At 70.4% G+C, this 24,096-nt stretch carries 27 protein-coding genes, 1 tRNA gene and 2 pseudogenes; 15 read left to right on the top strand and 15 right to left on the bottom strand.

Features of this window, described 5'->3' with window-relative positions:
* Nucleotides 1-128: 128 nt before the first annotated feature.
* The 6 genes and pseudogenes from GFH49_RS34835 to GFH49_RS34810 all read right to left on the bottom strand — a co-directional run bounded on the left by GFH49_RS34835 (nucleotide 129) and on the right by GFH49_RS34810 (nucleotide 3,701).
* On the bottom strand, nucleotides 129-395 hold the full coding sequence (locus tag GFH49_RS34835) for a DUF4235 domain-containing protein (protein ID WP_155060060.1): 267 nt from the start codon (nucleotides 393-395) through the stop codon (nucleotides 129-131).
* Nucleotides 392-898, bottom strand: coding sequence for a DUF3618 domain-containing protein (locus GFH49_RS34830; RefSeq protein WP_155060059.1), 507 nt, complete (start codon nucleotides 896-898; stop codon nucleotides 392-394). Before GFH49_RS34830 ends, GFH49_RS34835 begins: the two co-directional genes overlap by 4 nt.
* Nucleotides 895-1,210 (bottom strand): annotated as a pseudogene (locus GFH49_RS34825) (phage holin family protein). The gene GFH49_RS34830 and the pseudogene GFH49_RS34825 overlap by 4 nt, the downstream one beginning before the upstream one ends.
* A 176-nt stretch (nucleotides 1,211-1,386) precedes the next feature.
* Nucleotides 1,387-2,448: a YihY/virulence factor BrkB family protein gene (locus GFH49_RS34820; RefSeq protein WP_155060058.1), complete on the bottom strand. Its 1,062-nt coding sequence runs from the start codon at nucleotides 2,446-2,448 to the stop codon at nucleotides 1,387-1,389.
* Between the two features lie 62 nt (nucleotides 2,449-2,510).
* Nucleotides 2,511-2,765 carry a hypothetical protein gene (locus GFH49_RS34815; protein ID WP_155060057.1) on the bottom strand — a complete coding sequence of 85 codons (255 nt, stop codon included), beginning with the start codon at nucleotides 2,763-2,765 and terminating at the stop codon, nucleotides 2,511-2,513.
* A gap of 228 nt (nucleotides 2,766-2,993) precedes the next feature.
* Nucleotides 2,994-3,701, bottom strand: a complete 708-nt coding sequence (locus tag GFH49_RS34810) for a hypothetical protein (RefSeq protein WP_155060056.1) — start codon at nucleotides 3,699-3,701, stop codon at nucleotides 2,994-2,996.
* A gap of 66 nt (nucleotides 3,702-3,767) precedes the next feature.
* Between GFH49_RS34810 and GFH49_RS34805 the strand changes: the two genes are divergently transcribed.
* Nucleotides 3,768-3,989 (top strand): CarD family transcriptional regulator, encoded by a 222-nt coding sequence (locus tag GFH49_RS34805; protein ID WP_155060055.1) that lies wholly within the window; start codon nucleotides 3,768-3,770, stop codon nucleotides 3,987-3,989.
* Between the two features lie 341 nt (nucleotides 3,990-4,330).
* Here GFH49_RS34805 and GFH49_RS34800 read toward each other — a convergent pair whose 3' ends face one another.
* From GFH49_RS34800 to GFH49_RS34765, 8 genes are all read right to left on the bottom strand, one after another.
* The gene (locus GFH49_RS34800; protein WP_155060054.1) at nucleotides 4,331-4,693 is read right to left on the bottom strand and encodes a Pepco domain-containing protein; all 363 of its coding nucleotides are present in this window, start codon (nucleotides 4,691-4,693) and stop codon (nucleotides 4,331-4,333) included.
* Entirely contained in the window at nucleotides 4,668-5,933 is a 1,266-nt protein-coding gene (locus GFH49_RS34795; protein ID WP_155060053.1) for a CHAT domain-containing protein, read from the bottom strand. Before GFH49_RS34795 ends, GFH49_RS34800 begins: the two co-directional genes overlap by 26 nt.
* A complete protein-coding gene (locus GFH49_RS34790; protein WP_155060052.1) occupies nucleotides 5,930-8,389 on the bottom strand; it encodes a hypothetical protein in 2,460 nt (819 codons plus the stop codon). Before GFH49_RS34790 ends, GFH49_RS34795 begins: the two co-directional genes overlap by 4 nt.
* 35 nt (nucleotides 8,390-8,424) lie before the next feature.
* Complete coding sequence (locus tag GFH49_RS34785; RefSeq protein ID WP_155060051.1) at nucleotides 8,425-9,531, bottom strand: AraC family transcriptional regulator; 1,107 nt, start codon at nucleotides 9,529-9,531, stop codon at nucleotides 8,425-8,427.
* A 261-nt stretch (nucleotides 9,532-9,792) separates the two neighbouring features.
* Complete coding sequence (locus GFH49_RS34780) at nucleotides 9,793-10,890, bottom strand: magnesium and cobalt transport protein CorA (RefSeq protein ID WP_155060050.1); 1,098 nt, start codon at nucleotides 10,888-10,890, stop codon at nucleotides 9,793-9,795.
* 140 nt (nucleotides 10,891-11,030) lie between these two features.
* Nucleotides 11,031-12,773 carry a copper resistance CopC/CopD family protein gene (locus tag GFH49_RS34775; RefSeq protein WP_155060049.1) on the bottom strand — a complete coding sequence of 581 codons (1,743 nt, stop codon included), beginning with the start codon at nucleotides 12,771-12,773 and terminating at the stop codon, nucleotides 11,031-11,033.
* 200 nt (nucleotides 12,774-12,973) lie between these two features.
* A complete protein-coding gene (locus GFH49_RS34770) occupies nucleotides 12,974-13,588 on the bottom strand; it encodes a GNAT family N-acetyltransferase (protein ID WP_155060048.1) in 615 nt (204 codons plus the stop codon).
* Nucleotides 13,581-15,683, bottom strand: coding sequence for a penicillin acylase family protein (locus tag GFH49_RS34765; RefSeq protein WP_155060047.1), 2,103 nt, complete (start codon nucleotides 15,681-15,683; stop codon nucleotides 13,581-13,583). Before GFH49_RS34765 ends, GFH49_RS34770 begins: the two co-directional genes overlap by 8 nt.
* A gap of 79 nt (nucleotides 15,684-15,762) precedes the next feature.
* Between GFH49_RS34765 and GFH49_RS34760 the strand changes: the two are divergent.
* The 7 genes and pseudogenes from GFH49_RS34760 to GFH49_RS34730 all read left to right on the top strand — a co-directional run bounded on the left by GFH49_RS34760 (nucleotide 15,763) and on the right by GFH49_RS34730 (nucleotide 19,722).
* Nucleotides 15,763-16,495: pseudogene (locus GFH49_RS34760) on the top strand (siderophore-interacting protein).
* Nucleotides 16,496-16,519: 24 nt separating this feature from the next.
* Entirely contained in the window at nucleotides 16,520-17,104 is a 585-nt protein-coding gene (locus tag GFH49_RS34755) for an HhH-GPD-type base excision DNA repair protein (RefSeq protein WP_155060046.1), read from the top strand.
* A gap of 69 nt (nucleotides 17,105-17,173) precedes the next feature.
* Nucleotides 17,174-17,839, top strand: a complete 666-nt coding sequence (locus tag GFH49_RS34750) for an HdeD family acid-resistance protein (protein ID WP_155060045.1) — start codon at nucleotides 17,174-17,176, stop codon at nucleotides 17,837-17,839.
* On the top strand, nucleotides 17,836-18,135 hold the full coding sequence (locus tag GFH49_RS34745) for a hypothetical protein (protein WP_155060044.1): 300 nt from the start codon (nucleotides 17,836-17,838) through the stop codon (nucleotides 18,133-18,135). Before GFH49_RS34750 ends, GFH49_RS34745 begins: the two co-directional genes overlap by 4 nt.
* Before the next feature lie 56 nt (nucleotides 18,136-18,191).
* Complete coding sequence (locus GFH49_RS34740) at nucleotides 18,192-18,332, top strand: hypothetical protein (protein ID WP_155060043.1); 141 nt, start codon at nucleotides 18,192-18,194, stop codon at nucleotides 18,330-18,332.
* 316 nt (nucleotides 18,333-18,648) lie between these two features.
* Nucleotides 18,649-18,945 (top strand): type II toxin-antitoxin system VapB family antitoxin, encoded by a 297-nt coding sequence (locus tag GFH49_RS34735; protein WP_003999914.1) that lies wholly within the window; start codon nucleotides 18,649-18,651, stop codon nucleotides 18,943-18,945.
* Between the two features lie 138 nt (nucleotides 18,946-19,083).
* Nucleotides 19,084-19,722: a LytR C-terminal domain-containing protein gene (locus tag GFH49_RS34730; protein WP_230396664.1), complete on the top strand. Its 639-nt coding sequence runs from the start codon at nucleotides 19,084-19,086 to the stop codon at nucleotides 19,720-19,722.
* A 123-nt stretch (nucleotides 19,723-19,845) separates the two neighbouring features.
* Here the strand turns inward: GFH49_RS34730 and upp are convergent, their stop codons facing one another.
* On the bottom strand, nucleotides 19,846-20,481 hold the full coding sequence (gene upp / locus GFH49_RS34725; protein WP_155060042.1) for a uracil phosphoribosyltransferase: 636 nt from the start codon (nucleotides 20,479-20,481) through the stop codon (nucleotides 19,846-19,848).
* Between the two features lie 91 nt (nucleotides 20,482-20,572).
* On the opposite strand from upp, the gene GFH49_RS34720 reads away from it, so the two are divergent.
* The 7 genes from GFH49_RS34720 (at nucleotide 20,573) to GFH49_RS34690 (ending at nucleotide 23,993) form a co-directional block, all read left to right on the top strand.
* Nucleotides 20,573-20,758, top strand: coding sequence for a hypothetical protein (locus GFH49_RS34720; RefSeq protein WP_155060041.1), 186 nt, complete (start codon nucleotides 20,573-20,575; stop codon nucleotides 20,756-20,758).
* Between the two features lie 239 nt (nucleotides 20,759-20,997).
* Entirely contained in the window at nucleotides 20,998-21,534 is a 537-nt protein-coding gene (locus GFH49_RS34715) for a tRNA adenosine deaminase-associated protein (protein WP_155060040.1), read from the top strand.
* 65 nt (nucleotides 21,535-21,599) lie between these two features.
* Nucleotides 21,600-22,112 carry a nucleoside deaminase gene (locus GFH49_RS34710; RefSeq protein WP_155060039.1) on the top strand — a complete coding sequence of 171 codons (513 nt, stop codon included), beginning with the start codon at nucleotides 21,600-21,602 and terminating at the stop codon, nucleotides 22,110-22,112.
* 72 nt (nucleotides 22,113-22,184) lie between these two features.
* A tRNA-Ser gene (locus GFH49_RS34705) sits at nucleotides 22,185-22,269 on the top strand.
* A 175-nt stretch (nucleotides 22,270-22,444) separates the two neighbouring features.
* A complete protein-coding gene (locus GFH49_RS34700; RefSeq protein ID WP_155060038.1) occupies nucleotides 22,445-22,624 on the top strand; it encodes a hypothetical protein in 180 nt (59 codons plus the stop codon).
* Nucleotides 22,621-22,914, top strand: coding sequence for a Dabb family protein (locus tag GFH49_RS34695; protein ID WP_155060037.1), 294 nt, complete (start codon nucleotides 22,621-22,623; stop codon nucleotides 22,912-22,914). Before GFH49_RS34700 ends, GFH49_RS34695 begins: the two co-directional genes overlap by 4 nt.
* A gap of 206 nt (nucleotides 22,915-23,120) precedes the next feature.
* The gene (locus GFH49_RS34690; protein WP_155060072.1) at nucleotides 23,121-23,993 is read left to right on the top strand and encodes an RNA polymerase sigma factor SigF; all 873 of its coding nucleotides are present in this window, start codon (nucleotides 23,121-23,123) and stop codon (nucleotides 23,991-23,993) included.
* The last annotated feature ends 103 nt before the right edge of the window (nucleotides 23,994-24,096 follow it).

The raw sequence follows: 24,096 nt of genomic DNA, 5'->3' as shown, positions 1-24,096 counted from the left end.
GGTACCGGTCAGCCGGGCCAAGTGCCCGTCAGCCGGGCCAAGTGCCGGTCAGCCGGGCCAAGTGCCGGTCAGCCGGGCCAAGTGCCCGTCAGCCGGGCCAAGTGCCGGTCAGCCGGGCCAAGTGCCCGTCAGCCGGGCCAAGTGCCCGTCACGCGGCGGGTGGCGGTGGCGCCGCCGCGGTCTACGGCGGCTTTGACGCCGGCGAAGATCGCGCCCTGCAGGACAGCTGCCGACAGGACCTCACGCCAGGGGCGGTGCTCGTCGGTGGCATCGGGAGCGTCCTCCTCATGCCCGAGTTTCTTCCAGACCTGCTTGAACACCGCGCCGGCCAGGGCACCGCTGAGGGCACCCATGGCCATGCCGACCGGCTTGTAAGCGATCTTCGATGCTTTCATCGGTGCCTCCGCGAGCGGCGGATGATCAGCAGCGCGACGAGCGCGCCGACGGCGGCGAGCAGCGGGGCGCGCTTGGCTCGCGCCGCCTGCATGCCCTGGTCGGCCTTCTCACGGACCGGTTCCGGTGCCTTGTCCCGGGCCAGCTCTGCGACGTGCACGGCCCTGTCGCGGACCTGTTCGGTGGCCGCGGCGGCCTTGGCGCGCACCGGCTCAGGGGTCCTGTCCTGCACCGCGTGGGCCGCATGCGTGGCCCTGTCCTGCACCGCGTGGGCCGCATGCGTGGCCCTGTCCTTCAGCTGGGTCCTGGCCTGTGTGGCCTGCTCGGCGACCTGATGCTTGACGGCCGTCGTCTTCTCCCGTGCGCGGGTCCTGACGTCGGTCTTCGCGGCGAGCGCCTCGACGGTCTCGCCGAGTTCCTCACGGGTCGCCTCGGCCTTCTCGCGCAGTTCCTCCGGGGAAGGTGCCGCTGCCTCATCGCCCGAGTGCGGCTTGTCCGGGGTCATCGCTGTGCCTTCTCCTTGATCTCGGCCACATCGGCCTTGACGCTGGTCATGGTCTGTTCGGGCGTCGGCGGGGACGCCTTGCCGATCTGCTTGCCGATCTGCTTGCCGATCTGCTTGCCGATCTGCTTGCCGATCTGCTTGCCGATCTGCTGCTTCCCGAGAGCCGCCATCAGCGCGGTGACGGCGACCAGGACGCCGGTGGCGATCAGAGCCGGCACCAGCACACCCACCAGGCCGGCGCCGCCGAACAGGCCGCCCCCCCTTGCCGAACCGCCTGCCCTTCTCGGTCATCTCCGCCTGCGCCGGGCGCATCTCGTCACCGTCATGGGTGCTCACCTCTCCTTCGTCGGCGATTACGGCAGGCCCGCTCGGCGCTCGTTCGTGCTCGCACGCCCCTGGCCCGTGCGTTGGTCCGGTCCGATCGGCTGTCCGGGTACCCCCGCCTCACCGCCTCACCGCCTCACCGCACGTTCAGTAGACCCACACCCTCAGTGTTCAAGACGGCGGCGGTCCTCCTCGTCCCACTTCCGGGTGTCCCGTGGCTCGACGTACGGCTCGTCCCCGGGCGGGTGACCGCCCGCGGCGGCGCGCTGGCGGGCGAGTTCCGCGTCGCACTCCAGGCCCAGCAGGATCGCCAGATTGGTGATCCACAGCCACACCAGGAAGATGATCACGCCGGCGAAAGTGCCGTAGGTCTTGTTGTACGAGGCGAAGTTCGCCACATACAGCGCGAACCCGGCGGAGGCGATCAGCCAGATCACCAGCGCCAGGAAACTGCCCGGTGTGATCCAGCGGAAGCCGCGGACCCGCGCGTTCGGTGCCGCCCAGTACAGGATCGCGATCATGATCGTGACCAGGACCACCAGCACCGGCCACTTCACGATCGACCAGACCGTCAGCGCCGTGTCGCCGACACCCAGCGCGGCGCCGACCTCCCGGGCCAGGCCACCGGTGAACACGACGATCACCGCGCTGACCACCGCCAGGATCATCAGCACCACGGTCACGCCGACGCGGACCGGCAGCACCTTCCACACCGGGCGGCCCTCCGGGACGTCGTAGACCACGTTGGCGCTCCTGATGAACGCGGCGACATAGCCGGAGGCCGACCACACCGCCAGCAGCAGACCCACGATCGCCATGACGGAACCGAGCCCGGCGTTGCCCTGCATCTGCTGCACCGCGTTGCTCAGCACGTCCCGCGCAGCGCCCGGAGCCAGGTTCTGGATGTTGTCCAGCACCTCCTGCGCCGCCGACCGCCCGACGACCCCGAGCAGCGAGATGAGCGCCAGCAGCGCCGGGAACAGCGCCAGGATCCCGTAATAGGTCAGCGCCGCCGCCCGGTCGGTCAGCTCGTCCTTCTTGAACTCCTTCAGGGTGCCTTTCAGCACCGCCTTCCAGGAACGCTTGGGCAGGTCCGTCGGGCTGTCCGGCGCCCGCCGCTCCACCTGCTCATCCGGCCCGGCCTCAGGCGCCGGCGCGGTCCCGGCCTTTCGGTCGGCCACGGCGTGCCCGCCGTGCCTTCCATGCCGTTTCGACGTCCGTACCATTCCGCACGAGTATCCGCCCGGGCCCCGCGCGTAACACCATTACCGGCATATCCGAATAAGGCTCACCTAAGGCTCATCGATCCCATCGCACCGCTCGCATCCTCCACACCTCGCCTGAACAGGCATGACGCCACCCCTCCTACGCGCAGCCTCAGGTGGCCCGCACCGTGCTCGCCAGGGCGGGCGGGCTGCGGCGAGGGCTCGGGCAGCAGGGACTGCAGCTCGATGTCGATGGAGCGAAGTCGTTCCTGCTCGCCCGCGTCCCGGGCGGGTTCGCCGTCGCGGATGAGGCGGTCGGCCCCGTTCGGGCGGCGCATACGGTCGCGATAGCCGCATGGCGTGTTCGCGCAAGGCGGTCGGTGCGGGCCGTGCCCGGCGCAGCAGGTCGCGTCGAGGTGGGCTTTTCGCCGGTCGCCCTCTCCACAAGGCTCCACGGTCCCCACAAGGTTCCACGGTCTCCGCGGGCTCCATGGGCCATCACGGGCCATCACGGAACGGGGAAAGGAAATGCACCCCTCCGAAGTGGCCAGCCGGCAGCGGCGGCGTCAGGCGCTCGACGCTAGGTCGACGAAAACTGGAATCCGAAGGCAGCGGCGCCCTTCTGGCAGGACCTGCCGTGACTCCCGGCCCGGGTGCGGGGGCGCGAGCGCGACCGGTGAGTTCTTGGACACCATGCCCGGTGAGGCACTGGCCGTATCTGGCGGCAGCACCAGTACCGGCACCTCCGCCAGATGGATCACCCCAGAGCGCGTACCAGAACCCGTTGCGCTCAACACAAACGCCCGGTGATCGTCCGCGAAATCGAAGCAATACTCACGCTCGATCCCCGCGAACTCGGCGTCTGACAGCCCCGGCTCAAACTCATACAAGCCCGTCTCTGCCAGACGGCGCGCGGCCCCCGCACCTAGACTCGTTACTTCGCTGATGATCACAGCCGCACGCCGGCGCCGACCAGGCCCGCAGGCACCCGAGTTGTCCTCGGCGACATGAGTTACGGCGTTCTGCCGCGTCAGCTCGAAGGATAAGCGCCGCCCCGTGACGCTGCCGCGAACAAGGCGGCTCGGGAACGCCACATCAACAGTCTTGATCAGTTCGTGGCGCTGCGCATCGACGGCACGCTCACCATGGACTCTGTGGATCGGCGACGACAGCCACACCAAGCAGTTCCGCATGCCGGGCGACACCCGTGGCACACGGGGCGGCACTGACGGCAAGCCGCCGACTTGACGGTCACCTTCCTCGACGTCAACCAACCCGTGACCGTCCTGGCACCACCATCCGAGGACCGAACAGCGCCGCGCTGGCGCATACTGACGGCAATGACAAAGCCAGCTGCACCGAAGCGCTATCTGCCCACCAGCCCATTCAAGGCCCCGGCCACCTCGGCTCCCAAGGAGTTCGCGGTGGGCGACAGGGTCACACACGACATGTACGGCCTCGGCCGAGTGGTCGGCATCGAGGAAGGGATCGCGGCACTTGTGGACTTCGGTTCGGCGCAAATGCGGATCATGAGTCCCTACGCCAAGATGACCAAGCTGTAGCCGGCGGCCAGCACGCTGCCGTGCCCGGTTCCGGGATGCCAGAAACGCCTCTGCGCCTGTATCGATTGGAAGATCTCTCATCGACCTGACCTCGCTGTTCTCCGCTCCGGACGGGGCGGCGCCGCACTGTGCGGTTGCCGCATCACCCCCTCCGGCGACCGATCCCTTCCAGGTTCCGGACTTCGGGGAGAGCGAACCTCTCCCGCTCGACTCAGAGCAAACAGCGCACGCGGCCGACCGGCGTCAATAGGCTTCAACGCGTAGCCGGCCCTCGGCGTCGGTTCGTGCGCGGTCGGCGCTGCGAGAACTCTGCTCGGCCGGCCGACAACTGAGCCGGACGGTCAGGCTGGATTTCCCGCCTCACCCCGCGTGAACGTGAAAGTGATCCCTGCCTGACCGGCCAGTTCGCCGCCGGAGCCGAGGAGCGACACCGTTCCCTTGGCGCTCACCTCAGCGCTGAACGTCACCTCGTTCAGCTGGAACTCACCGGCCCGTTGCGGCAGCGAGGCGATCACGCCCTGCATCGTCGTCACGAAATCGTCCAGCCGGGAACGGAGTTCCTCGGCGGGAATCTCCGTACGGGCCGCCCGCCACTCCTCCAGGCGCCGCAAGCTCAGCCGGTCGGTACGGCCCCCGTCGGTGTCCTCCAGGCCGAGGACACTGATCGTCCTCGCGGTGTCAGGGGTCGGCTGGAGCTGGGACATGGGGTCTCTCCTCGGGTGTCGGACGGACGTGCAGGCCCGGATCGGCGTACGCGGCATAGGTGAGGCCGAGTGGATTGCGCAGGGTGTGCAGGAGGTGCAGCCGGGACTCCAGGAGGGCTCTGCCCAGCGGGATCCGGCGGATGAGGAAGCGTTCGTACAGCGCCTTGGAGAAGGCGGCGGCGATGTCGTCGGGGATCTCGGTCTCGGTGCCGATGAAGCCACGGTTGCCGTTCATCAGGAAGAGGTACGGGAACGACGGCGCCCCCACAGCTCGCATCCGGCCCGACCCGCAGGCGTTCATCATCACCAGCGGCAGGTCGAAGGTGCGCAGGTCCTGGCTCGCCCCGAGGGCGACGAGGTCTGCACCGAGGGCGCCGAGCGTGGTCCGGAAGTGATGGCCGGCGCCGCTGAGCTCGATCTCGGCGGCGAGTGCGTCGTCGGAGCGGGTGTAGCAGTGGCAGGCGAAATGCTGAAGCTGGTCGGGAAGTTCGCGGCGGGTGCGGTCGAGGAGGAGCCGGGGGTCGAAGATCTGCTCGGCCAGGGCCGGTGCCGACGCCGCACCGTCCGGGTAGGGACCCTCGATGTCGATGTACGCGCCTGCGTCGGCGAACCACGCCAGTTCCTCGACAGCTCCCTTGAGGTTCTCGTAGTACAGAAAGCGGGCGGGGACGCGGCCCTGAGGCTCGGTGTGCAGCCCAAGCCGGCCGTTGACCGGGGCGGGCAGCATGGCACGGCGCACCACACACGAGAAGCCGACGAGGGTCCGGCAGGCCCTGGTGAAGTCGTCCACGGTCTCGACGGGCGGGCCCGGAAACATCCGGAACAGCGGCAGGAACTCCAGAGGCAGGAAGCCGTCCCGGACTCCGACGCATTCGATGAGCGGGGGCGGGAGTTCGGGGTTCATTCCGTGCGGCAGGGCCTGGTTCCAGAACGCTTGGAGGTCCTTGAGGACGGTCTGCTGCCCGCCGAACAGGATGAACAGCAGGGTACGGCCGAGCCCGTGCAGGCTCTGAAAAACCCTGTCGAGGTCCTGGTCCTCGACGCCGAACCCGCCGATCTCGTCCTTGAGGCGGGCCAGCCCCCTGTCCAGTTCCTCGCGCACCCTGAGCAGCGCGTCGCTGCCGACCAGGGTGGCGTGCACTGGCGCGACCCCTCGGCGGGCGGCGGTGAACTCCAACCGAGTCGCCTCAGCGGTGATCAGGACGCGCACGGACACGTCCGGTGGTCGTGCCTCGTTCATACGTCGTCCGTCGCCCCTGCCGCCTCATCCGACGTCCCGCCCGGGAGTACGGCCGCAGCCTCGATCTTCAGGGCGACGACCTGGACGAGGTGGCCCGCCTGGTACAGCTGGATCCACACCTCGTGGCTGCTGTCCTCCTCCGGAAGCCGGAACGCGAAGGAAGTCCGCTGCTCATCCTCGACGAGGAGGTTCCTGCGCTGGGGCAGCGGTGTGAGCGTCGAACTGTCGACCAGCGCGTCGAACGACACGACGGGGGCGTCCCTGCCTCCTTCCACCCGTACTGGCTCGGAGACGAAGAAATCCCCGCCGGGTGGACTCGCGACCACTGGAGACCGCTCACCGCGCACGACGACGACGGACAACTCCACACGTCGACCCGCCGATGCCTTGATCGTCCCGCCCTCGGTCCGTACGGAAGGCAGTTCCCCGTCCTGTTCGCTCCGGTCCACTTCGATCGCGAGGTAGCCGGCGAAGTTCGTCAGAGGCGGACCCGTCATGGAATCCTCCAGCGTCGAGCGGATCGCGGCTCGTATCTCCTGGTGGAACGTCCGCTGGAGGTCGGTGAGATGGTCCTTGAGGCGGGTGCTGATGGGCTCGGCGAGGGACCTGTACTCCTCCTCCCGCAGGGCCTGGCGCACTTCGGTCCGTACGTCCCGACGCACTCGCTCCGCCACGTCGGCGGTGAGCGTTTCGAGTTCGGAGCGCCTGAGAAGTCCGGTCGGCGACTCGGTCGGCGACTCGGTCGGCGGGCGCCGCTCGGACGGGTGCAGGGGCCGGCCGCTCAACTCCGCGGCCAGCAGGATCATGGCCGGGTCCGAGCGATCCCGATCCACTGAGAGGTGCAGGCGCTTCGCCAGGTCGTACCGGTAGATCTCGACCGCGTCCGCCTTGGCCTTGGACACCTGGACGAGGAGCTTGCGCCCCTGCATCAGCGCGACTGCGGCCACAAGCAGCGGCCCCACGACGAGCGGGGCGATCGACGCGTCCGACAGGCGGAAGCCCCCGAGCCCGGTGAGCGCGACGAACAGCCAGGCGCCCGCCGTGCATACGGCGCTCGCGATGGTGATCCGCCAGCCGAGCACGCCCCGCTCTCCGCGCTCCAGCTGCCGTCTGACCTGATCAGGGGTGACAAGTTCGATCCTGGGCCAGATCTCGTCGATGGCGAGACCGGTGTCGAGGACCGTGCGGCGGTGGACGGCAGTCGCGGCGGAGGACAGCAGGGGACGAGCGAGGCGCTGGAGGAAGGTGAGTTCGGGCTCCCACTCCCTCCGCTGTGCGCGCTCGTACGGGTCATGCGGATCATGCGCCGGGTAGGGGCGGGATGGACGGTTCGCCGCTTCGTAGGCCAAGCGCCGCGTCTGGTAGACGAGTTCGTCCACCCAGCGTTCGGAAGGCACGGTGCCCGCCCAGATCAGTACGCCGTTCTGCACCACCAGCAGCACGGCGGCCGCCACCGCCAGCCAGCCAGCCTCCGGCAGCCGGCCGTCAGCGCCCTGCCCGCTCCATCGCGCCTGGTCCCACACGGCCCACGCCAGACTGGCCAGGGGCACGAGGATTCCGGCGAACTGGGCCCCCGGCGAAGCCATTCTGCCGCGACCGCCACCGACCCACGATCCACGACCCCCACCGACCCAGGACCCAGGACCCTCACCGGCGCCCAACCCACGACCGCCGCCGACCCTCGGCTGCCTCAGGACAGGGCCAAGGAAGACAACGGCGGCCAGGAGCAGCAGACCACCCCCCGCCCACCACGCGGCCGCATACTCGCCCCGGACCGCGAAATCCGCGATCACACCGGCCGCACCCAGCGCGGCGGCGGAACGGAACACCGTCAGGTTCGTGTCCTCGGCCGACGGCGACTGCGAATCGGAGAGCAAGAAGCCCCCGGCCAACGCCACCATCACGCACCCCACGGCCCATGTCGCCCACACCGGCCCCTCGACGGCGAAGCGGGCGGTGAGCCATCCGCCGCTCGCCTCGGTCAGCACGAAGCCGGTGGTGGCGATGGGGTTCTCGGACGGAGTGTGGCCCCAGGCAGAGGAGTAGTCGCCGCTGATGACGTGGTTGCGCCAGGAGGCGGCGACGAACAGCGCCAGGAGTAGGCCGCCGGCCGCCCAGGCTGTCGGATACTCGTGGCCGCGAGCCAATCGTGCGATGATCAGGGTCAGTTCGGCCACCAGAACGATCGCCAGGATTCCGATCGTGTCCAGATGCAGCGTCCTGGACTCACTCTGATCGGTGGCCCAGCGGTTCGGTCTGGAGCGGGCGATGGCTGTCTCGGCGCACCACCCGGCTGCTGCGGCGAGCACCACCCAGCCGACGAGCAGCCACAGACCACCCACCGGGGCGCCGTGCACAGGAACAAGCACAGCACCGGCGCCACCGGCCAGGACCGCGAGCACGGCGGCCCTGCCGAACGCAGCGCCGCCCCTCGTCCTGCCCGAACCTGCCGCCATCGCGTATCCCCGTCGGCTGTGGTGTGTCGCGCAACTCACTGCCCAGTATGACCAGTTGGAATGCCATCCGCGTGGCTTCCCCACTCTGTCGCGGCCGTTTGGGGCGGTGAGGCCGGTGACCGCTTCGACTCGACCCCCAGCGTCCGCGACGGCGGATGCCCGTACCGCCGGCGATACTGTGCCGCGAACCGGCCCAGGTTGCCGAAGCCCCAGCGGTGGGCGATTTCGGAGACGGTGGCTGAGCCGTCGTGGGCGGCGGTGAGGAGGTCCTGGTGGGCGCGTTCGAGGCGGACCTCGCGGAGGTATCCGAGAGGGGTCGTGTCGAGGTGCCGGCGGAAGGCCTCCTGGAGGGCGCGGGGGCTGACGCGGGCTGAGGTCGCCAGGTCGGCGAGGGTGTGCGGGCGGTCGGGGCGCTCCTCGACCAGGGTCATCGCGCGGCGTACGGCGGCGTGCGAGACGGTGCCGGTGCGGCGCGCGTCGGCTCCCGGGGTGATCAGCCGCTGGGTGGCGACCAGCAACCCCGCCGCGGTCTGCGTCAGTTGAGCGGCGACGAGCGGGTTGGTGCGCGCGATCCCGTCGCCGAGCACCTCGCGGCGGATCACGCCGGAGATGCCGGCCCAGGTGCGGCCCGCCTGCGGTGAGACGGGCCCGCCGAGTGCGAACCGGGCCCGTACCGGGGCGTCCACGCCCAGCGCGTCGGCCGCGGCCCGCTCCACGGTCTCCTTCGCGACCCGTACGGTGATCATCTGCGCGCCGGGCGACCAGTGCACCCGGAAACTGCGGTACGGATCCAGCACGTAGGTCTCGCCGGGGCCGACGCAGCACTCCTCCCGTCCGGGCGAACTCACCTTCACCCAGCCGCGGGTGACCTCGCACACCAGCAGGTAGGTGCCGAGCGGCTGGGGCCGGATCAGGGTCTCCGCGTTGAGGTCCGGGGAGCCGTACGACAGTCCGGAGACGGTGATCCCGGGGAAGTCGCTCTCCGCGTACCACGCCGAGAACTCCCGTGCGTCGCCCAGGCACTGAAGCTCGTACGGGCTGTACGCCCGGCTGATGATCTCCCGGATCTCATCGAGGTCGCCGCTGCGCACGAGGGTGGTCAGCCTGCTCAGTACGCCGGATACGGCGCTGAGCGGTGCCATCAGAACATTCTCCCTCTCTCCGCGTTTTCCGGCCGGGGACCGCGTTTGGCGAGTAGCCGGATAAACGCTCCGTTAGTAACGTCGTTCCTGTCCGTAGTCAAGGCGCCACCGATTCCGTACGACGGTTTCGGGACAGCCGCGCCGTGCGGACACCGCCCTGAACCACGGGGGACGTTCAGGGCGGTTCATCGGGGAGGACCCCGTCGCGTGAGTGCGCGTGAGGACACGTAGTACACCGCGCGCGGGGTCCCTCTCACGGCGCTACAGCCAGCCCTTGCGCTTGAACCCGCGGTGGGTGAGAAAGCAGGCCACCGCGATGACCGCCATCACGAGCGGATAGCCGAAGGTCCAGTGCAGTTCGGGCATGTGCTGGAAGTTCATGCCGTAGACGCCGCACACCATCGTCGGTACGGCGACGATCGCGGCCCAGGCCGTGATCTTGCGCATGTCCTCGTTCTGGGCGACGGTCACCTGCGCGAGATGGGCCTGGAGGATGGAGTCGAGCAGGCCGTCGAAGGCGTGTATCTGCTCGGTGACGCGGGTGAGATGGTCGGACACGTCCCGGAAGTAGGCCCGTATGCCGGGGGCGACCGAGCAGGTCGGGTCGGTCGCGAGCCGGTCCATGGGGCGGTCCAGCGGGACCACCGCCCGCTTGAATTCGAGCAGTTCGCGCTTGAGCTGGTAGATCCGGCCGGCGTCGCCGCCGCGGCCGTCCTGCGGGGTGAAGACATCGCTCTCGACCTGGTCGATGTCGTTCTGGAGGGCGTCGGTGACGGTCAGGTAGTCGTCGACGACATGGTCGGCGATGGCGTGCAGCACGGCCGCCGGGCCCTGGGCGAGCTGGCGCGGGTCGGATTCCAGGTCCTCGCGCAGCAGACCGAGGGAGCCATGGCGGCCGTGGCGTACGGTGACGACGAAGTCGGGGCCCGCGAACACCATGATCTCGCCGGTGTCGACGATCTCGCTGGTCGCGGTGAGTTCGGCGTGCTCGACGTACGTCACCGTCTTGAAGACGGCGAACAGGACGTCGCCGTACTGCTCGACCTTGGGCCGCTGATGGGCGAGGACGGCGTCCTCGACGGCGAGCGGGTGCAGGCCGAAGAGTCCGGCGATCCGCGCGAACTCGGTCTCGGTGGGCTCGTGCAGACCGAGCCAGACGAAGCCGCGGTGGCCGTGCTTGCGGACCCGGGCGACGGATTCCTCGACCGTGTCGGCGGACTTCTCGCGGACGCCGTCGCGGTAGACGACGCAGTTGACCACGGCGGAGCCGAGCGGGGAGCGTGCCGGGTGGCTCAGGTCCACGCGTCGCCCGCGCCGCGCGAGACGGGCGACTTTGCGCAGGCTGTCGGCCATGGACATCGACACACTCCGGGTCCTCAGTGGGTCCGGACAGTGTGCCAGGCGGTGGTAAGAGCGCCGTGAGGCCGGCCGCGGGGCAGCGGGGCGTGACAACAGGGGCGCACCCCCGTCCCCAGCGGCCCAGCGCCCGCCAGTGACTCCTACGAATCGATCCGCACCGGCCTCGACTCACTCACCTGATCGATCTCGGACACCCGCACCGTCACCTTCATCTCCCACTCCCCGGCCACCGGCAGAGTGAACGAACCGTTCCCCCAGTAGCCGCCCCGGTCCGTCAGTTCGGCGTCGAGCGGGCCGATGTCCCGGGCGGGGAGGGTGAAGGAGACACGGAGTTCGGGGACGCTGGCGATGCCGCCGTCGGGACCGTAGACGAGAGCCTCGACGGAGTTGTCGCCGGTGCGGCCCGGGTCGAGGGTGATCTGCACCTTGCCCCGGCCGCCCGGGGTGCCGACGTCGAAGGGGACGGTCGTGACGGACGCGCCGGGCAGCACGCCGGCCGGTGCCGCCTGCGCCGCCTCGGCCTCCGCCCGGCCCGGCAGCGTTCCGGTGAGCACGGTCGTGATCAGCAGCACCACGGCGGCGACACCGACTTCGGCCAGCACGGACCGGCGCAGCAGACGGTGGTCCGGGGCGGCCGGCGCGTCGGAATCCGGCGCGTCGGGCAGGGACGGGCCGCCGACCGGCTCCGGTACCCGATCCCGTACGGCCGTCTCCGCCTCCAGCGTGATCGCCTGCGCCGTCCACCGTCGCGAGTACTGCGCCGCCGCCAGCAGCAGCGCCACCGCGACCAGCTTGAGGACCAGGGTCCGCCCGTACGACGTGTCGGTGAGGGCGCTGAAGGAGCCCAGCCCCCGCCAGGACTGGTAGACGCCGGTGACGACCAGGACGATCACGGAGGCGAACGCGATCCCGGAGAAGCGGGCGACCGTCGCGGCGGAGGACGAGCCCCGGCGGAGGGTGATGAGCAGGGCGACCAGCCCGCCCAGCCACACCCCCGTCGCCAGCAGATGCAGCGCGGACGAGGTGATCGCCACCGGCACCTGGATCCCGGCGGACGCATGGTCCGCCGCCGCCCAGGTCACGGCGAGTCCGACGGCGAGAGCGGCACCGGGCACCAGCGAGAGGCGCCGCTGTGGCAGCGCGGCAAGTCCCGTAAGTCCCTTCCGCAGCATGAACGCCACGACCGCCAGCAACCCCAGCCGAGCCAGCAGCAGCGCACCCGGCCGATCGGTCATGGTGCCGCTCAGCGCGGAGGCGTCGAAGGCGGTCGCCGGTCCCGTGCCCGCCTCGTACGGGGCGCGCAGCACCAGCAGGGCGAGGGTGGTGCCGAACAGCGTCCACCAGGCGGCCCACACGGGCTTGTTCAGGCGCCCGGGGTCCGGCGGGCGGCAGACCAGGACGAACGCGGCCACGCCGATGAGCAGGGCGCCGGCGAGATAGGCGAGATAGCGGGCGACGTCCCAGAGGCCGCCGGTCACCGGGTCCTCGACCGGGCCGGTGTCCACCGTCGCCGCCGTCGCGGAGGGCTTGCCGACGGAGTAGGTGAAGGCGCCCGACACCGGGTGGCTGTCCGCCGACACCACCCGCCACGCCACCGTGAACGTCCCGGTGGCCGCCTTCGCCGGGAGGCTCACCCGCACCGCGTCCGAACGGCCCGGCACCTGCTCCGCCTCGCCGAGGCGCAGCCGGTGGCCGCTGGGGGACAGGATGCGCACGGAGTCGTCGATCAGACCGACCGACTCCGTGAAGGTCAGGGTGAGTTCACCGGGGGCTGACTTGAGGACGCTTCCGTCGGATGGGTCGGTGGACCGGAGCGCGGCATGCGCCGACGCCGTTCCCGCGCCACCGAGGACGAGCAGGACCAGCACGGCGCATAGCAGCACCAGCCCTTGAACTCCGCGCCTGCGGACCAATTCGCATCTCCGTCTGCTGAGTCTGCTGAGTCTGCTGAGTCTTCTGACGTCTCGGCCACTCCGGTACGTACGTACGAAGCGGGCCAGATGCTCACTGCATACGGCGCTCACCACGCAGGCGGGGAACACGCAGGGCGATCAGGTCGTCCGGGTGGTCCGGGTGGTCCGGATCACCCGGGGAAGGCGGCCTCCCGGGTGAGGAAGGCCAGTTGGGCGTGTTTCTCGGGCAGATACACGTCGGGGAGGTCGATCTCCGGCAGGACGACCGCGGGTCCGGCGGTGAAGCCCAGGTTCAGGAAGCGGGTGACCGCCTTCTCGTTGCGCACGTCGGGATCGACCACGATGCGGCGCCGGTCCAGGCCGAGCAGCACGTAGGTGAAGAGGGCCCCGGCCAGCGCCGCGGTCCAGCCGGGCCGCGCTCCCTCTGCTCCGGCGGGCGCGAGCAGCAGATGCACGCCGATGTCGCCGGGCTCGACCCGGTAGCATTCGCTGACCCGGTCGGCGTCCGGCTCGTACGTCTGGAGCACCGCGACCGGTTCCGTCTCCCGCGCCACCAGGTAGGCGTGGTGGGTGTCGAGCGTGTCCATGTGGGCGTAGATGTCAGCCACTTGGTCGCGGCTGAGGCCGTTCATGCCCCAGAAGGAGGCCCGCTCCTCACTCACCCAGCCGTGCACCACCTCGGCGTCGGCCCGGGCGTCGAGGGGCAGCACGCGGATGGTGCCCAGGCCGTCGACGGCCTGTTCGTGGACGGCCCGGCGGGCGGCGGGGGCGAAGGTGTCAGACATCGGTTTCCTTGGTGAGCGCGTCGAATTCCTTGGTGAGCGCGTGGGATTCCTTGGTGAGTGCGTCGAAGTCGGTGCTGACCGGGACCAGGTCTCCCCTCGTCCACAGGGGGAGTTGATCACGGTGGTGGGCCGAGCCGGCGATCCCGGAGGCGCCGAACGGCACCACCCAGCGGCTGTCCTCACGGCGGGCCAGGTCCCACACGTAGCGGGCGGCCGGACCGCGCGCGGCCAGATCGGTGGTGCCGGGCACGGACGAGGTGCACAGCACGCAGTCGTGATCGCCGGACAGGCCCGGTTCGTCGTACGACGTGCCGGGCAGCGCCCGCCACGGGGTCAGGCGGTGGGACTCCCCCCAGGTGCCCGGCGGCCGGCCGGCGACTTCCTCGACGGCCGCGCGGACGGCAGCGGGGCGGTCGATGCCGTACAACTCATCGGCGCGCAGCAGGTGTTCGAGGGCGAAACCGATGCGCGGGCCGAGGGCGAGCCAGGGCAGGAAGGCCTCGGGGTACGCGGGCGGGACGGCGAGCGCGGCGAACGCGGGGTGCTCGGCGAGACGCCGTACGACGGCTGCGCGCACCGCCGCGTAGGCGGCAGCCTCCGTGCTGTCCGCGTCCATGCACCGGTCCCAGGCGAGGAGGCGGCCTTGCAGGGCGGTGGCCTCGGCGGTGAGGCCGTCGAGGGTGGCGAGGTGGTCCAACAGGGCCGCGGCGGAGCCGAGACGGGTGTCGATGTGGATCGCGGCCATGTCCCCCGCGGTCCACTTCTCCTTCTCCTTCAGGAGGGCGGTGATGCGGTCGGCGCGGTGCGGCGCGGCGAACTCGACGCCGAGGGGCGTGGAGGGGCCGCGCTGGTTCGCCATCACCGCCGTGCCGTCGGTGAGTTCGCCGTACGGCGTCTCGTGCCAGCCCCGCCACTCGTGACCGGGCTCCCAGGCGGGCACGAGGCGGCTGCGGGCGGCGGCGCTGCGCAACGGCACCCTGCCCGCCACGCGGTGCAGCAGGCCGCCCTCGGTGTCGGCGGCCAGGACGACGTTCACGGGCTCGGCCCAGCGGTCGAAGGCCCGGTCCACGTCGGCGACCCGGCGGGCGCGCAGCAGGGGGAGGAGGGCGGCGAAGCCGAGGTCGCCGGTGACGCGGGGCGGGTAGCGGAGGCTGACGGCTTCGGGCGTCCCGTCGTCGAGTCCTTCGAGGCCGCCGATGATCACCGGTCCGCGCTCGGTCTCGATCACCTCGACCGGCACCGGCTCCTCGCCCGCGACCTCGATGACCTCCGAGTGCCGGGGAGCCCGCACCCAGTCGCCGTCCGGGCCGAGCGCCTCGACGCCCGCGCCCGTCCGCCGCAGCCGCTCCCGGTACAGGTCCTGGTAGTCGGCCATGGCGTTGGTGATGGCCCAGGCGACCGTGCCGGTGTGGCCGAAGTGGGCGATGCCGGGGACGCCGGGGACGGCGAGGCCGACGACGTCGAACTCGGGGCAGGAGAGGTGGATCTGCTGGTAGATGCCGGGGTCCTCGATGAACCGGTGCGGGTCGCCGGCGATGACGGCGGCACCGGTCGTGGTCCGCTCGCCGCCCACCAGCCAGCCGTTGCTGCCGGAGGTGCCGGGCCCGTCGGCGGCGAACAGGCCGACCGCGTCCTCACCGAGATGCCGGACGACCTGCTCACGCCAGAGCTTGGCCGGGAACCCGGCGAACAGGATGTGGATGCCGAGCCAGACACCGAGCGGGGCCCAGGGCTCCCAGCGGCCGGGCGTGAGACCCACGCGAGCGAACTCGGGGGTACGGCGGGCTCCTTCCGCCAGGCCCTCGTTGACGCCGTCGACGTACGCCCGTACCCAGTCCGCCGTATCGGGGTCCAGCGCGTCGAAGCACCGTCTCGCGGTGTCGTCGAGGCGGGCCCGTCTCGCGAGCAGGTCCCAGGGGAGGGCGGCGGCGCCGAGGAAGGAGGCCGAGGTGCCCTGCGCGCGGTGCCGTTCGACCTCCAGCTGCCAGGCCCGGTCGAGTGCGGTGACGCGGCCCTGGACACGGGCGAGGCCGGCCACGCCGTCCGCTCGCAGATGCGGGATTCCCCAGGCGTCGCGGTAGATCTCGGCGCTCACACTATGGCCCTTCTATGCTTTAGGTTAGCCTTGCCTAAGTAGGTTCGTGGCGAAATCGTACGCGAGGGGTGAAGAAGCGATGGGGCAGGGGCACGGCTGGGAGGGTGCGGTCCTCAAACTGCTGCGCGCGAAGGACTTCGTGTTCACGGTGACCGGCGCCGAGGACGTCACCGCCCACTACCGGCGGCTCCACCTCGGCGACGGCGGCATGCTCGCGACGACCGGCGTCCACCCCACGATGTGGGTGCGCCTGTGGTTCGACAACGGGGGCAAGCCGCACCAGCGGGCATACACCCTCGTCGCCCCGGACCCCGCCGCCGGCACCTTCAGCCTGGAGTTCGCCCTGCACGAGGGCACCGCCAGCGACTGGGCACGGGCGGCGCGACCCGGCGACACCATCGAGGCGACCGTGCACGGCACCGGGTTCGAGCAGCCGAGCCCCGCCCCCACCCATGTGTTCGCGATCGGCGACCCGGCCTCGCTGCCCGCCATCAACTCCCTCCTCGACGCGCTGGGTTCCGCCCCGGCCACCGTCTGGTTCGAGGGCGGCGACGACGACCTGCCCTGCCCTGCCCTGCCGCACCGACCCGTCCCGCCACGAGTTGCGCCAGGTGCTGCGGCTGGACTCCGGCGCCCATCTCGTCGAGCGGGTGAAGGCGGACCTTCCCGAACTGCTCAAGGGCACTGCGGACCCGTACGTCTGGATCGCCTGCGACACGGCGACGACGCGCAGGCTCAGCGCATACGTCCGCAAGGAACTCGGCGTACCCAAGGAGCGGATGCACGCACTGGGGTACTGGCGCGCGTCCTGAGCCCGCAGGCGGCATCATCGACCCATGGACGCCACCCTGCACCTCGCCCAGGACCCCGAGGCCGACGCGCTGCTCGGGCGCAGCCCGCTCGCCGCGCTCACCGGCATGCTGCTGGACCAGCAGATCCCGATGGAGTGGGCGTTCAAGGGCCCGGCGACGATCGCCCAGCGCATGGGCGCCGACGACCTCGACGCACACGACATCGCCGCGCGCGACCCCGAGGCCTTCGCCGCGCTGCTCTCCGAGAAGCCGGCGGTGCACCGCTACCCGGGGTCGATGGCGGGGCGCATCCAGCAGCTGTGCCAGTACCTGGTCGAGCACTACGACGGTGACGCCGAAGCCGTCTGGAAGGGCGTCGACAGCGGCACCGAACTCCGGGGGCGGCTCCAGGACCTGCCCGGGTTCGGCAAGCAGAAGGCCCAGATCTTCCTCGCCCTGCTGGGCAAGCAGCTCGGCGTACAGCCGACCGGATGGCGGGAGGCCGCCGGAGCCTACGGCGAGGCGGAGTCCTTCCGCTCCGTCGCCGACATCACCGGCCCGGAGTCACTGGCCAAGGTCCGCGCCCACAAGCAGGAGATGAAGGCGGCGGCGAAGGCGGCGAAGAGGTAGCGCCCAGAAATTACGCCAATCAGCCCATACCGGGTGGCAATCGGGTCCAATCCGGTCAAAGCATGAAGCATGACCGAGGCACCGAGCGGTCCCCCCTGGGGTCCGGAGTACGACGACCGCCGGGTGCATGCCGCCGTGCGCGAGCCCCGCCCGGGCGGCGCCGAACCGCCGCTCGAAGGCCCCCTGCACGTCCTCGCCCGCAGCGCCTGGCAGGCCGTACTCCTGACCGGGGCAGCCTCCCTGGTCCTCGGCATCCTGGTCCTGGTCTGGCCGGGGGCGTCCCTGTGGGCGGCCGGAGTCCTGTTCGGCCTCTACCTCCTGGTCAGTGGCGTACTCCAGCTCGCGTCCGCCTTCGGCACGCACCGGACGGCCTCGCTGCGCGTGCTGGCCTTCGTCAGCGGCGCCCTGTCGATCCTGCTCGGCCTGTTCTGCTTCCGCGGCGCCATGCAGTCGATCCTGCTGCTGGCCCTGTGGATCGGCATCGGCTGGCTGATCCGCGGCATCACCCAGACCCTGGCCGCCGTGCACGACGCGTCGATGCCCGCGCGCGGCTGGCAGATCCTCCTCGGCGTCGTCACCTTCATCGCCGGCATCGTCCTGATCGTCTCCCCTTTCGAGTCGGTCGCCGTGCTCACCCTGGTCGGCGGCTGGTGGCTGGTCGTGGTCGGCGTCGTCGAGATCATCACGGCGCTGCGGATCCGCAACCGCGCGAGTCGGGTGCCACGCGAACTGTGAACGCCGTACGCACCTGGTCGCGGGTCCTCGTCCTGCTGCTCGCCCTGCTCGTGCCGGGCGAGCACACGGCACACGCGGCGGTGATCACGGCCGAGACCAGCAGCGCGGTCGCCGCCGAGTGCGACGACACCGTCCTGCGGTCGGCGGCGGCCCGCCCCGGCCGGCGCACCGCCGCCCCCCTGCGTCCCGCACCCCGCCAGCGGCCCGCGCCCTCGCCGGCCATCCCACCGCCGCCGGAGCCGGCCCGCACCGAACCCGCCCTGAACAACCTCCGCACGGTGGTCCTCCGCTGCTGACAGGGGCCATGCCCCCACCCCGCCCCCTGTCACCACAACGCAAGGACCACACCCCCATGCCCAACGACCCCTACGCCGTCCTGCGCGCCCTCCTGCGCGCCGAGGCCCTTCGCAGCACACCCCGTCCCCAGCAACAACCCCAGCAACAACCCCAGCAACAGCCCCAGAAGCAGCCCGCCCCCGGCAGGCAGCCCTAAGCGAGCGGAACCGGTGGGGGCGGGTACGCATCACGCCCTCAAGGGGCGCGGCGAACTGCCCGAACAGCCCCCACCGGCCCGCAGCCGAACCTCTCGTGCACCGACTCCCCATCCACAGCCTGTGCATGACGCCGGGATCGCCGCGGGCACGGTCTCACTGTCGCTCACATCAGGCCCCCGGCCTCCATATCCGGCCCCTTGCTTCCGGCATAGTCAGTCTCATGCTTCCGGTTCACCCAGGTTTACGGCATCTTTTCCAGCGTCACACTCCCTCTCATGGCTGCGCCCGGAAGGTCTTGACCGGTAGGCTTTCCGTGTGATCTTCAAGCGCATCGGAAACGGCCGGCCGTACCCCGACCACGGCCGGGAAAGCACCCGGCAGTGGGCGGATGTCGCGCCGCGCCCGGTCCGCCTCGATCAGCTCGTGACGACGAAGGGCCAACTCGACCTGGAGACACTCCTGGCCGAGGACTCGACCTTCTACGGCGACCTGTTCGCCCACGTCGTCAAGTGGCAGGGCGACCTGTACCTGGAGGACGGCCTGCACCGCGCGGTCCGCGCGGCCCTCCAGCAGCGCCAAGTGCTGCACGCACGCGTCCTCGAACTGGACTGACAGCCGGCCCGCTGCTCCGCGGTCCGCACCCGGAGCACCAGGCCGGACCACCACGGCCGGTGCCCCTAACGGGTTGAACTGTGCGCTGGCAATGATCATCTAGTAGGAATCGTCGCCCGCGCGCACTACGCTGCGCCCATGAGCATGCTGACTCCCCCCGGCATGGGCGGCCAGTACCGGATCAAGGGGGACAAGTACCCCCGGATGCGCCGACCCCGACGGCGAGGCAGGCTCGCGGCCGGGGCCGTGGCCTCGGCCGCCGCGCTCGGGCTGGCCGGCTGGGGCACGCTGCAACTCATCGACCTCTTCTCGGGCGGCGGCGATTCCGCCTCCGCGGTCGGCCCCAGGTCGGACTGCTCGTCCAAGGCGAGCCCCTCACCGAGCACCACCGCCGCCGTTCCCGCGCCCGGCAAGGTCACCGTCAACGTGCTCAACGCCACGACCCGCAGCGGGCTGGCCAAGCAGACGGCGGACGAACTGAAGAAACGTGGCTTCCGGATCGGCGACGTGGGCAACGCGACCGCGGAGTTCGACAAGAAGGTCAAGGGCACCGGGATACTGCTCGGCCCCGCCTCCTCCCTGAACACCTCGCTGCCGGTGCTCGCCACCCAGCTCAGCACCGCCGAGCGCCGCACGGACGCCGCCCGCAAGGGCCCGGCCGTCGACCTGATCCTCGGCAACGGCTTCAAGGCGCTGGCGACGAAGCAGGACGCCGACAAGGCACTGGCCGCACTGACCGGGCCTCAGCCGGCGCCCTCTTCGTCGAAGACCTGCTGAAGAAGACCTGCTGAAGAAGACGTTCTGACGAAGACGTTCTGACGAAGCATTTCTGACGAAGCATTTCTGACGAAGACCGCTGAAACAGGCGTGCTACCCAGCGGAGCCGGAGCGGCGGAGCAGCTACTCAGCCGCTCCATACAGCCGGTCCCCCGCGTCCCCCAGACCCGGCACGATGTAGCCGTGCTCGTTGAGGCGCTCGTCGACCGACGCCGTCACGACCGTCACCGGCGTACCCGCCAACTCGCGCTCCATGACCTCGACGCCCTCCGGGGCGGCGAGCAGCACCACGGCGGTCACGTCGTCCGCGCCGCGCTTGATCAGCTCCTGGATCGCGGCGACCAGGGTGCCGCCGGTGGCGAGCATCGGGTCCAGGACGTACACCTGACGCCCGGAAAGGTCCTCCGGCATACGGGTGGCGTAGGTGGAGGCCTGGAGCGTCTCCTCGTTGCGGATCATGCCCAGGAACCCCACCTCGGCGGTCGGCAGCAGCCGGACCATGCCGTCCAGCATGCCGAGGCCGGCCCGCAGGATCGGCACCACCAGCGGGCGCGGGTGGGACAGCTTGACGCCGGTGGTCGGGGCGACCGGCGTGGTGATGTCGACCTGCTCCGTGCGCACGTCGCGCGTGGCCTCGTAGGCGAGCAGGGTGACCAGCTCGTCGGCGAGTCGCCGGAAGGTCGCGGAGTCGGTGCGCTGGTCGCGCAGCGTGGTGAGCTTGTGGGCGACCAGGGGGTGGTCGACGACTTGGAGACGCATGGCCTAACAGTAACCGGGCCGCCGTAACCCTTGTGATGGCATCAAACCGCCCATCAGAGGGAAAGTGGGAAGGATGTACGGGGGTGTGCCGATGTCCGATCATGAGTCCGGAACGGACCCGTCGCCGCAGGAGACCGACGCCGATCGCAGGCGGCGCCGCGCGGTCTTCCTGCGCGAACTCGCCGAGGCCCGCGAGCTGCGCGACCGCGTCCAGCCCCGCCGCGCCAAGGCGGCACGACTGCGGCACGCGATGCGAATGCGCACCTTCCGCTGGTAGGCCGACCCGCCTGAGAGGACGTCCTGAGAGCCGCCCCCGTACGCCGGCGGTCCCCGAGCCGCGTACGATCCCGCTGGTGGACGATCAAAACGAGCGGACACAGGGAGTCGAAGACGTCCCCTGAACGCCTGGTTTCTGCCACGATTCCGAGTGGGCGGGGCTCGGAGTTCCACATTCCCCGCCCGCAACCTCCGCCGGGGGGACCCCCAACCGGCACGCCTACCAGTGGGAGAGTCACGGTGTACTTCGCCGCACTGCTCGCGCGCACCGAAGACGGGTGGGAAGCGAGCGACACAGAGCTCGACGATGTGGAGACCCTGTCGGATCTGGCCGACCTGGCGCGGGAATCCTCCACCGACGAGAACACGGTGCTCGTACTCATCGAGCAGGAGGACGCCTGGTTCGGCGTCGTCCGCGTCGACGGCGAGGACGACCCTCGTATCTACGTCTCGGACGCCGCCGCCGCTGCCCGCAGCAGCTACGGCGAGATCCTGCTCACCGACGAACTGCTCGGCCGGGACCCGGGTGACGACGACGTCGCCGACCTGGACTCCCTCGACCTCGACGGCACCGAGGACGGCTCGGCCGAGGACGACGCCGACGGCGAGGACGACAGCCCCTCCGCCGAGGCCGTGCCGCACGGCCCGGTCGGTGACGCCAGGATCCTCGACGACCTGGGCGTCAGCGAGAAGGAGCTGCTGATCCTGACGGACGACGCGCTCACCGAGATCGCCGACGCGCTGGGCGCCTCGGACCTCCTGGAGGCTGTCCGCTGACCGGCCGGGCCGGGCAGTCCGCCCCAGGTCCGCCGGACCCGGTACGGGACCGCTGGCGGGCCGCGATGCGGCTCGCCCTGGACGAGGCGGCACACGCCGTCCGGGGCGGGGACGTCCCCGTCGGCGCCCTGGTGCTGGCCCCGGACGGTACGACCGTGCTCGCGACCGGCCACAACGAACGCGAGGCCACCGGCGATCCGACGGCCCACGCCGAGGTGCTCGCCATCCGGCGGGCCGCGGCGAAATGGGGAGGTGCGGCGCGATGGGGTTCCCCTCAGGCGTCCAGCTCTGAGGAAGCCTCCGGCAAGGGTGTCAGCGGGCGGCGGGCGGGAGCGTGGCGCCTCACGGGCTGCACGCTCGTCGTGACCCTCGAACCCTGCACGATGTGCGCGGGCGCGATCGTCCAGTCCCGCGTGGACCGGGTCGTCTACGGCGCCCGGGACGACAAGGCGGGCGCGGCCGGCTCCCTCTGGGACGTCATACGCGACCGACGGCTCAACCACCGGCCCGAGGTGATCGAGGGCGTGCTCGCCGAGGAGTGCGCCCGTATGCTCACCGACTTCTTCCGCGACCGCTGAGGCCGTATCCCCCGCCCGGACCGGCGAATACCGATTTCAAACCATGCCCCGCCGTGCTGTAAGGTCTCCCTCGGTAGCGTGTCCGAGCGGCCGAAGGAGCTCGCCTCGAAAGCGAGTGTGGCGCAAGTCACCGAGGGTTCAAATCCCTCCGCTACCGCTGAAGAAGGGTCCCGTCGCAAGATGGGGCCCTTCTTGCGTCCGGCGGACTCTCGACGGCCTCGGCAAAAGCCCCTCACCTGCGGGCCGTTGTGGTCCGTAACAGGGGTGTGAAGGTTACACTCGCCGCCGTCGACAGGGGCCCTCAGGGCGCAGCACGCACAGAGGAGGCCGCGGTGGCGGTGAATTCGAGGAAGATCGCCGTCTACGTGCTCGTGGTCTTCGTGCTCTACGTGATCATCACGGACCCGGCGAAGGCCGCCGACTATGTCCAGATAGGCTTCGAAGGCATATCGGACGCCGCGAACGCCCTCGGCGACTTCGCGACCTGGGTCGCCAACGGAGGAGATTCATGATCCGTCATCTGGTCCTCTTCAAGCTCAACGAGGGCGTCGAGCGCGACGACCCGCGCGTGGTGAAGGGCGTGGAGCTCTTCCGCGCGCTCAAGGGCAAGATTCCCGAGATCCACTCCTGGGAGATGGGCTGGAACCTCAGCGACCGGCCCATCGCGTACGACTTCGCGATCAACTCGGCGTTCGAGGACCGTGCGGCCCTGCGGACGTACGCCGTGCACCCTGAGCATCAGGCGGGCGTCGCCCTGTGGAGCGAGTTCTCCACGTGGGTGATCGCCGACTACGAGTTCTGAGCCACCGACTCTGAGCCACCGGTTCGTTTCCGAACCACGGCCTGTGAAGCCCTCCGCCGGAACGGCGGAGGGCTTTTCTGCGCCTTATGCACCAATTTGCCGTCAACACGTAGTTACACGGTGCTTGCACGCAATGCACATGTCTTGTGATGCTATGACAGCTTTTGACGGATGAGACGGATGAGTTGACCGAGAAAGAGGTGGCGTTGACCGTGTCGGCCAGTACCGCGCCGCCCCAGGACGAGGCTCCCGCTCAGGCCGAGACGCCGGCTCCCGCCCCCGAGACCCAGGACCAGCCCCCCGCCCCCGAGAAGCGCCGCGGCGCCGACACCCGGGCGCTCACTCAGGTGCTCTTCGGCGAGCTGAAGGAACTGGAGCCGGGCTCGCCGGAGCACGACCGGGTGCGCGGGGCGCTCATCGAGGCCAACCTTCCGCTGGTGCGCTACGCGGCCGCCCGCTTCCGCTCCCGCAACGAGCCCATGGAGGACGTCGTCCAGGTCGGCACCATCGGGCTCATCAACGCCATCGACCGCTTCGACCCGGACCGGGGCGTGCAGTTCCCGACGTTCGCGATGCCGACGGTCGTCGGCGAGATCAAGCGGTACTTCCGCGACAACGTCCGCACCGTCCACGTACCGCGCCGGCTGCACGAACTGTGGGTGCAGGTCAACAGCGCCACCGAGGACCTGACGACCGCCTTCGGACGCACGCCGAGCACCGCCGAGATCGCCGAGCGGCTGCGCATCACGGAGGAGGAGGTGCTGTCCTGCATCGAGGCGGGGCGGTCGTACCACGCCACCTCCCTGGAGGCGGCCCAGGAGGGCGACGGCCTGCCCGGACTCCTCGACCGGCTCGGCTACGAGGACCCGGCGCTGGACGGCGTGGAACACCGCGACCTCGTCCGGCATCTGCTGGTCCAGCTCCCCGAACGGGAACAGCGCATCCTGCTGTTGCGCTACTACAGCAATCTCACGCAGTCGCAAATCAGTGCGGAACTCGGCGTCTCCCAGATGCATGTCTCGCGGCTACTGGCGCGTAGCTTCCAGCGGCTTCGCTCGGCGAACAGAATCGATGCTTAGGCGGCACTTAACCGCATAGAGGATCGATCCATCACCGTCGAGAGCGAATCGCTCACCAGGTCTGATCCCGACAGTTCTGTGCCGAAAAACCGTCAGACCCCCT

The sequence above is a fragment of the Streptomyces blattellae genome (genome assembly GCF_009709555.1).
GTDB classification, from domain to species: domain Bacteria; phylum Actinomycetota; class Actinomycetes; order Streptomycetales; family Streptomycetaceae; genus Streptomyces; species Streptomyces blattellae.
Note: the sequence above shows the minus strand (reverse complement) of the source record. Positions and strands in the feature narration are given on the sequence as shown.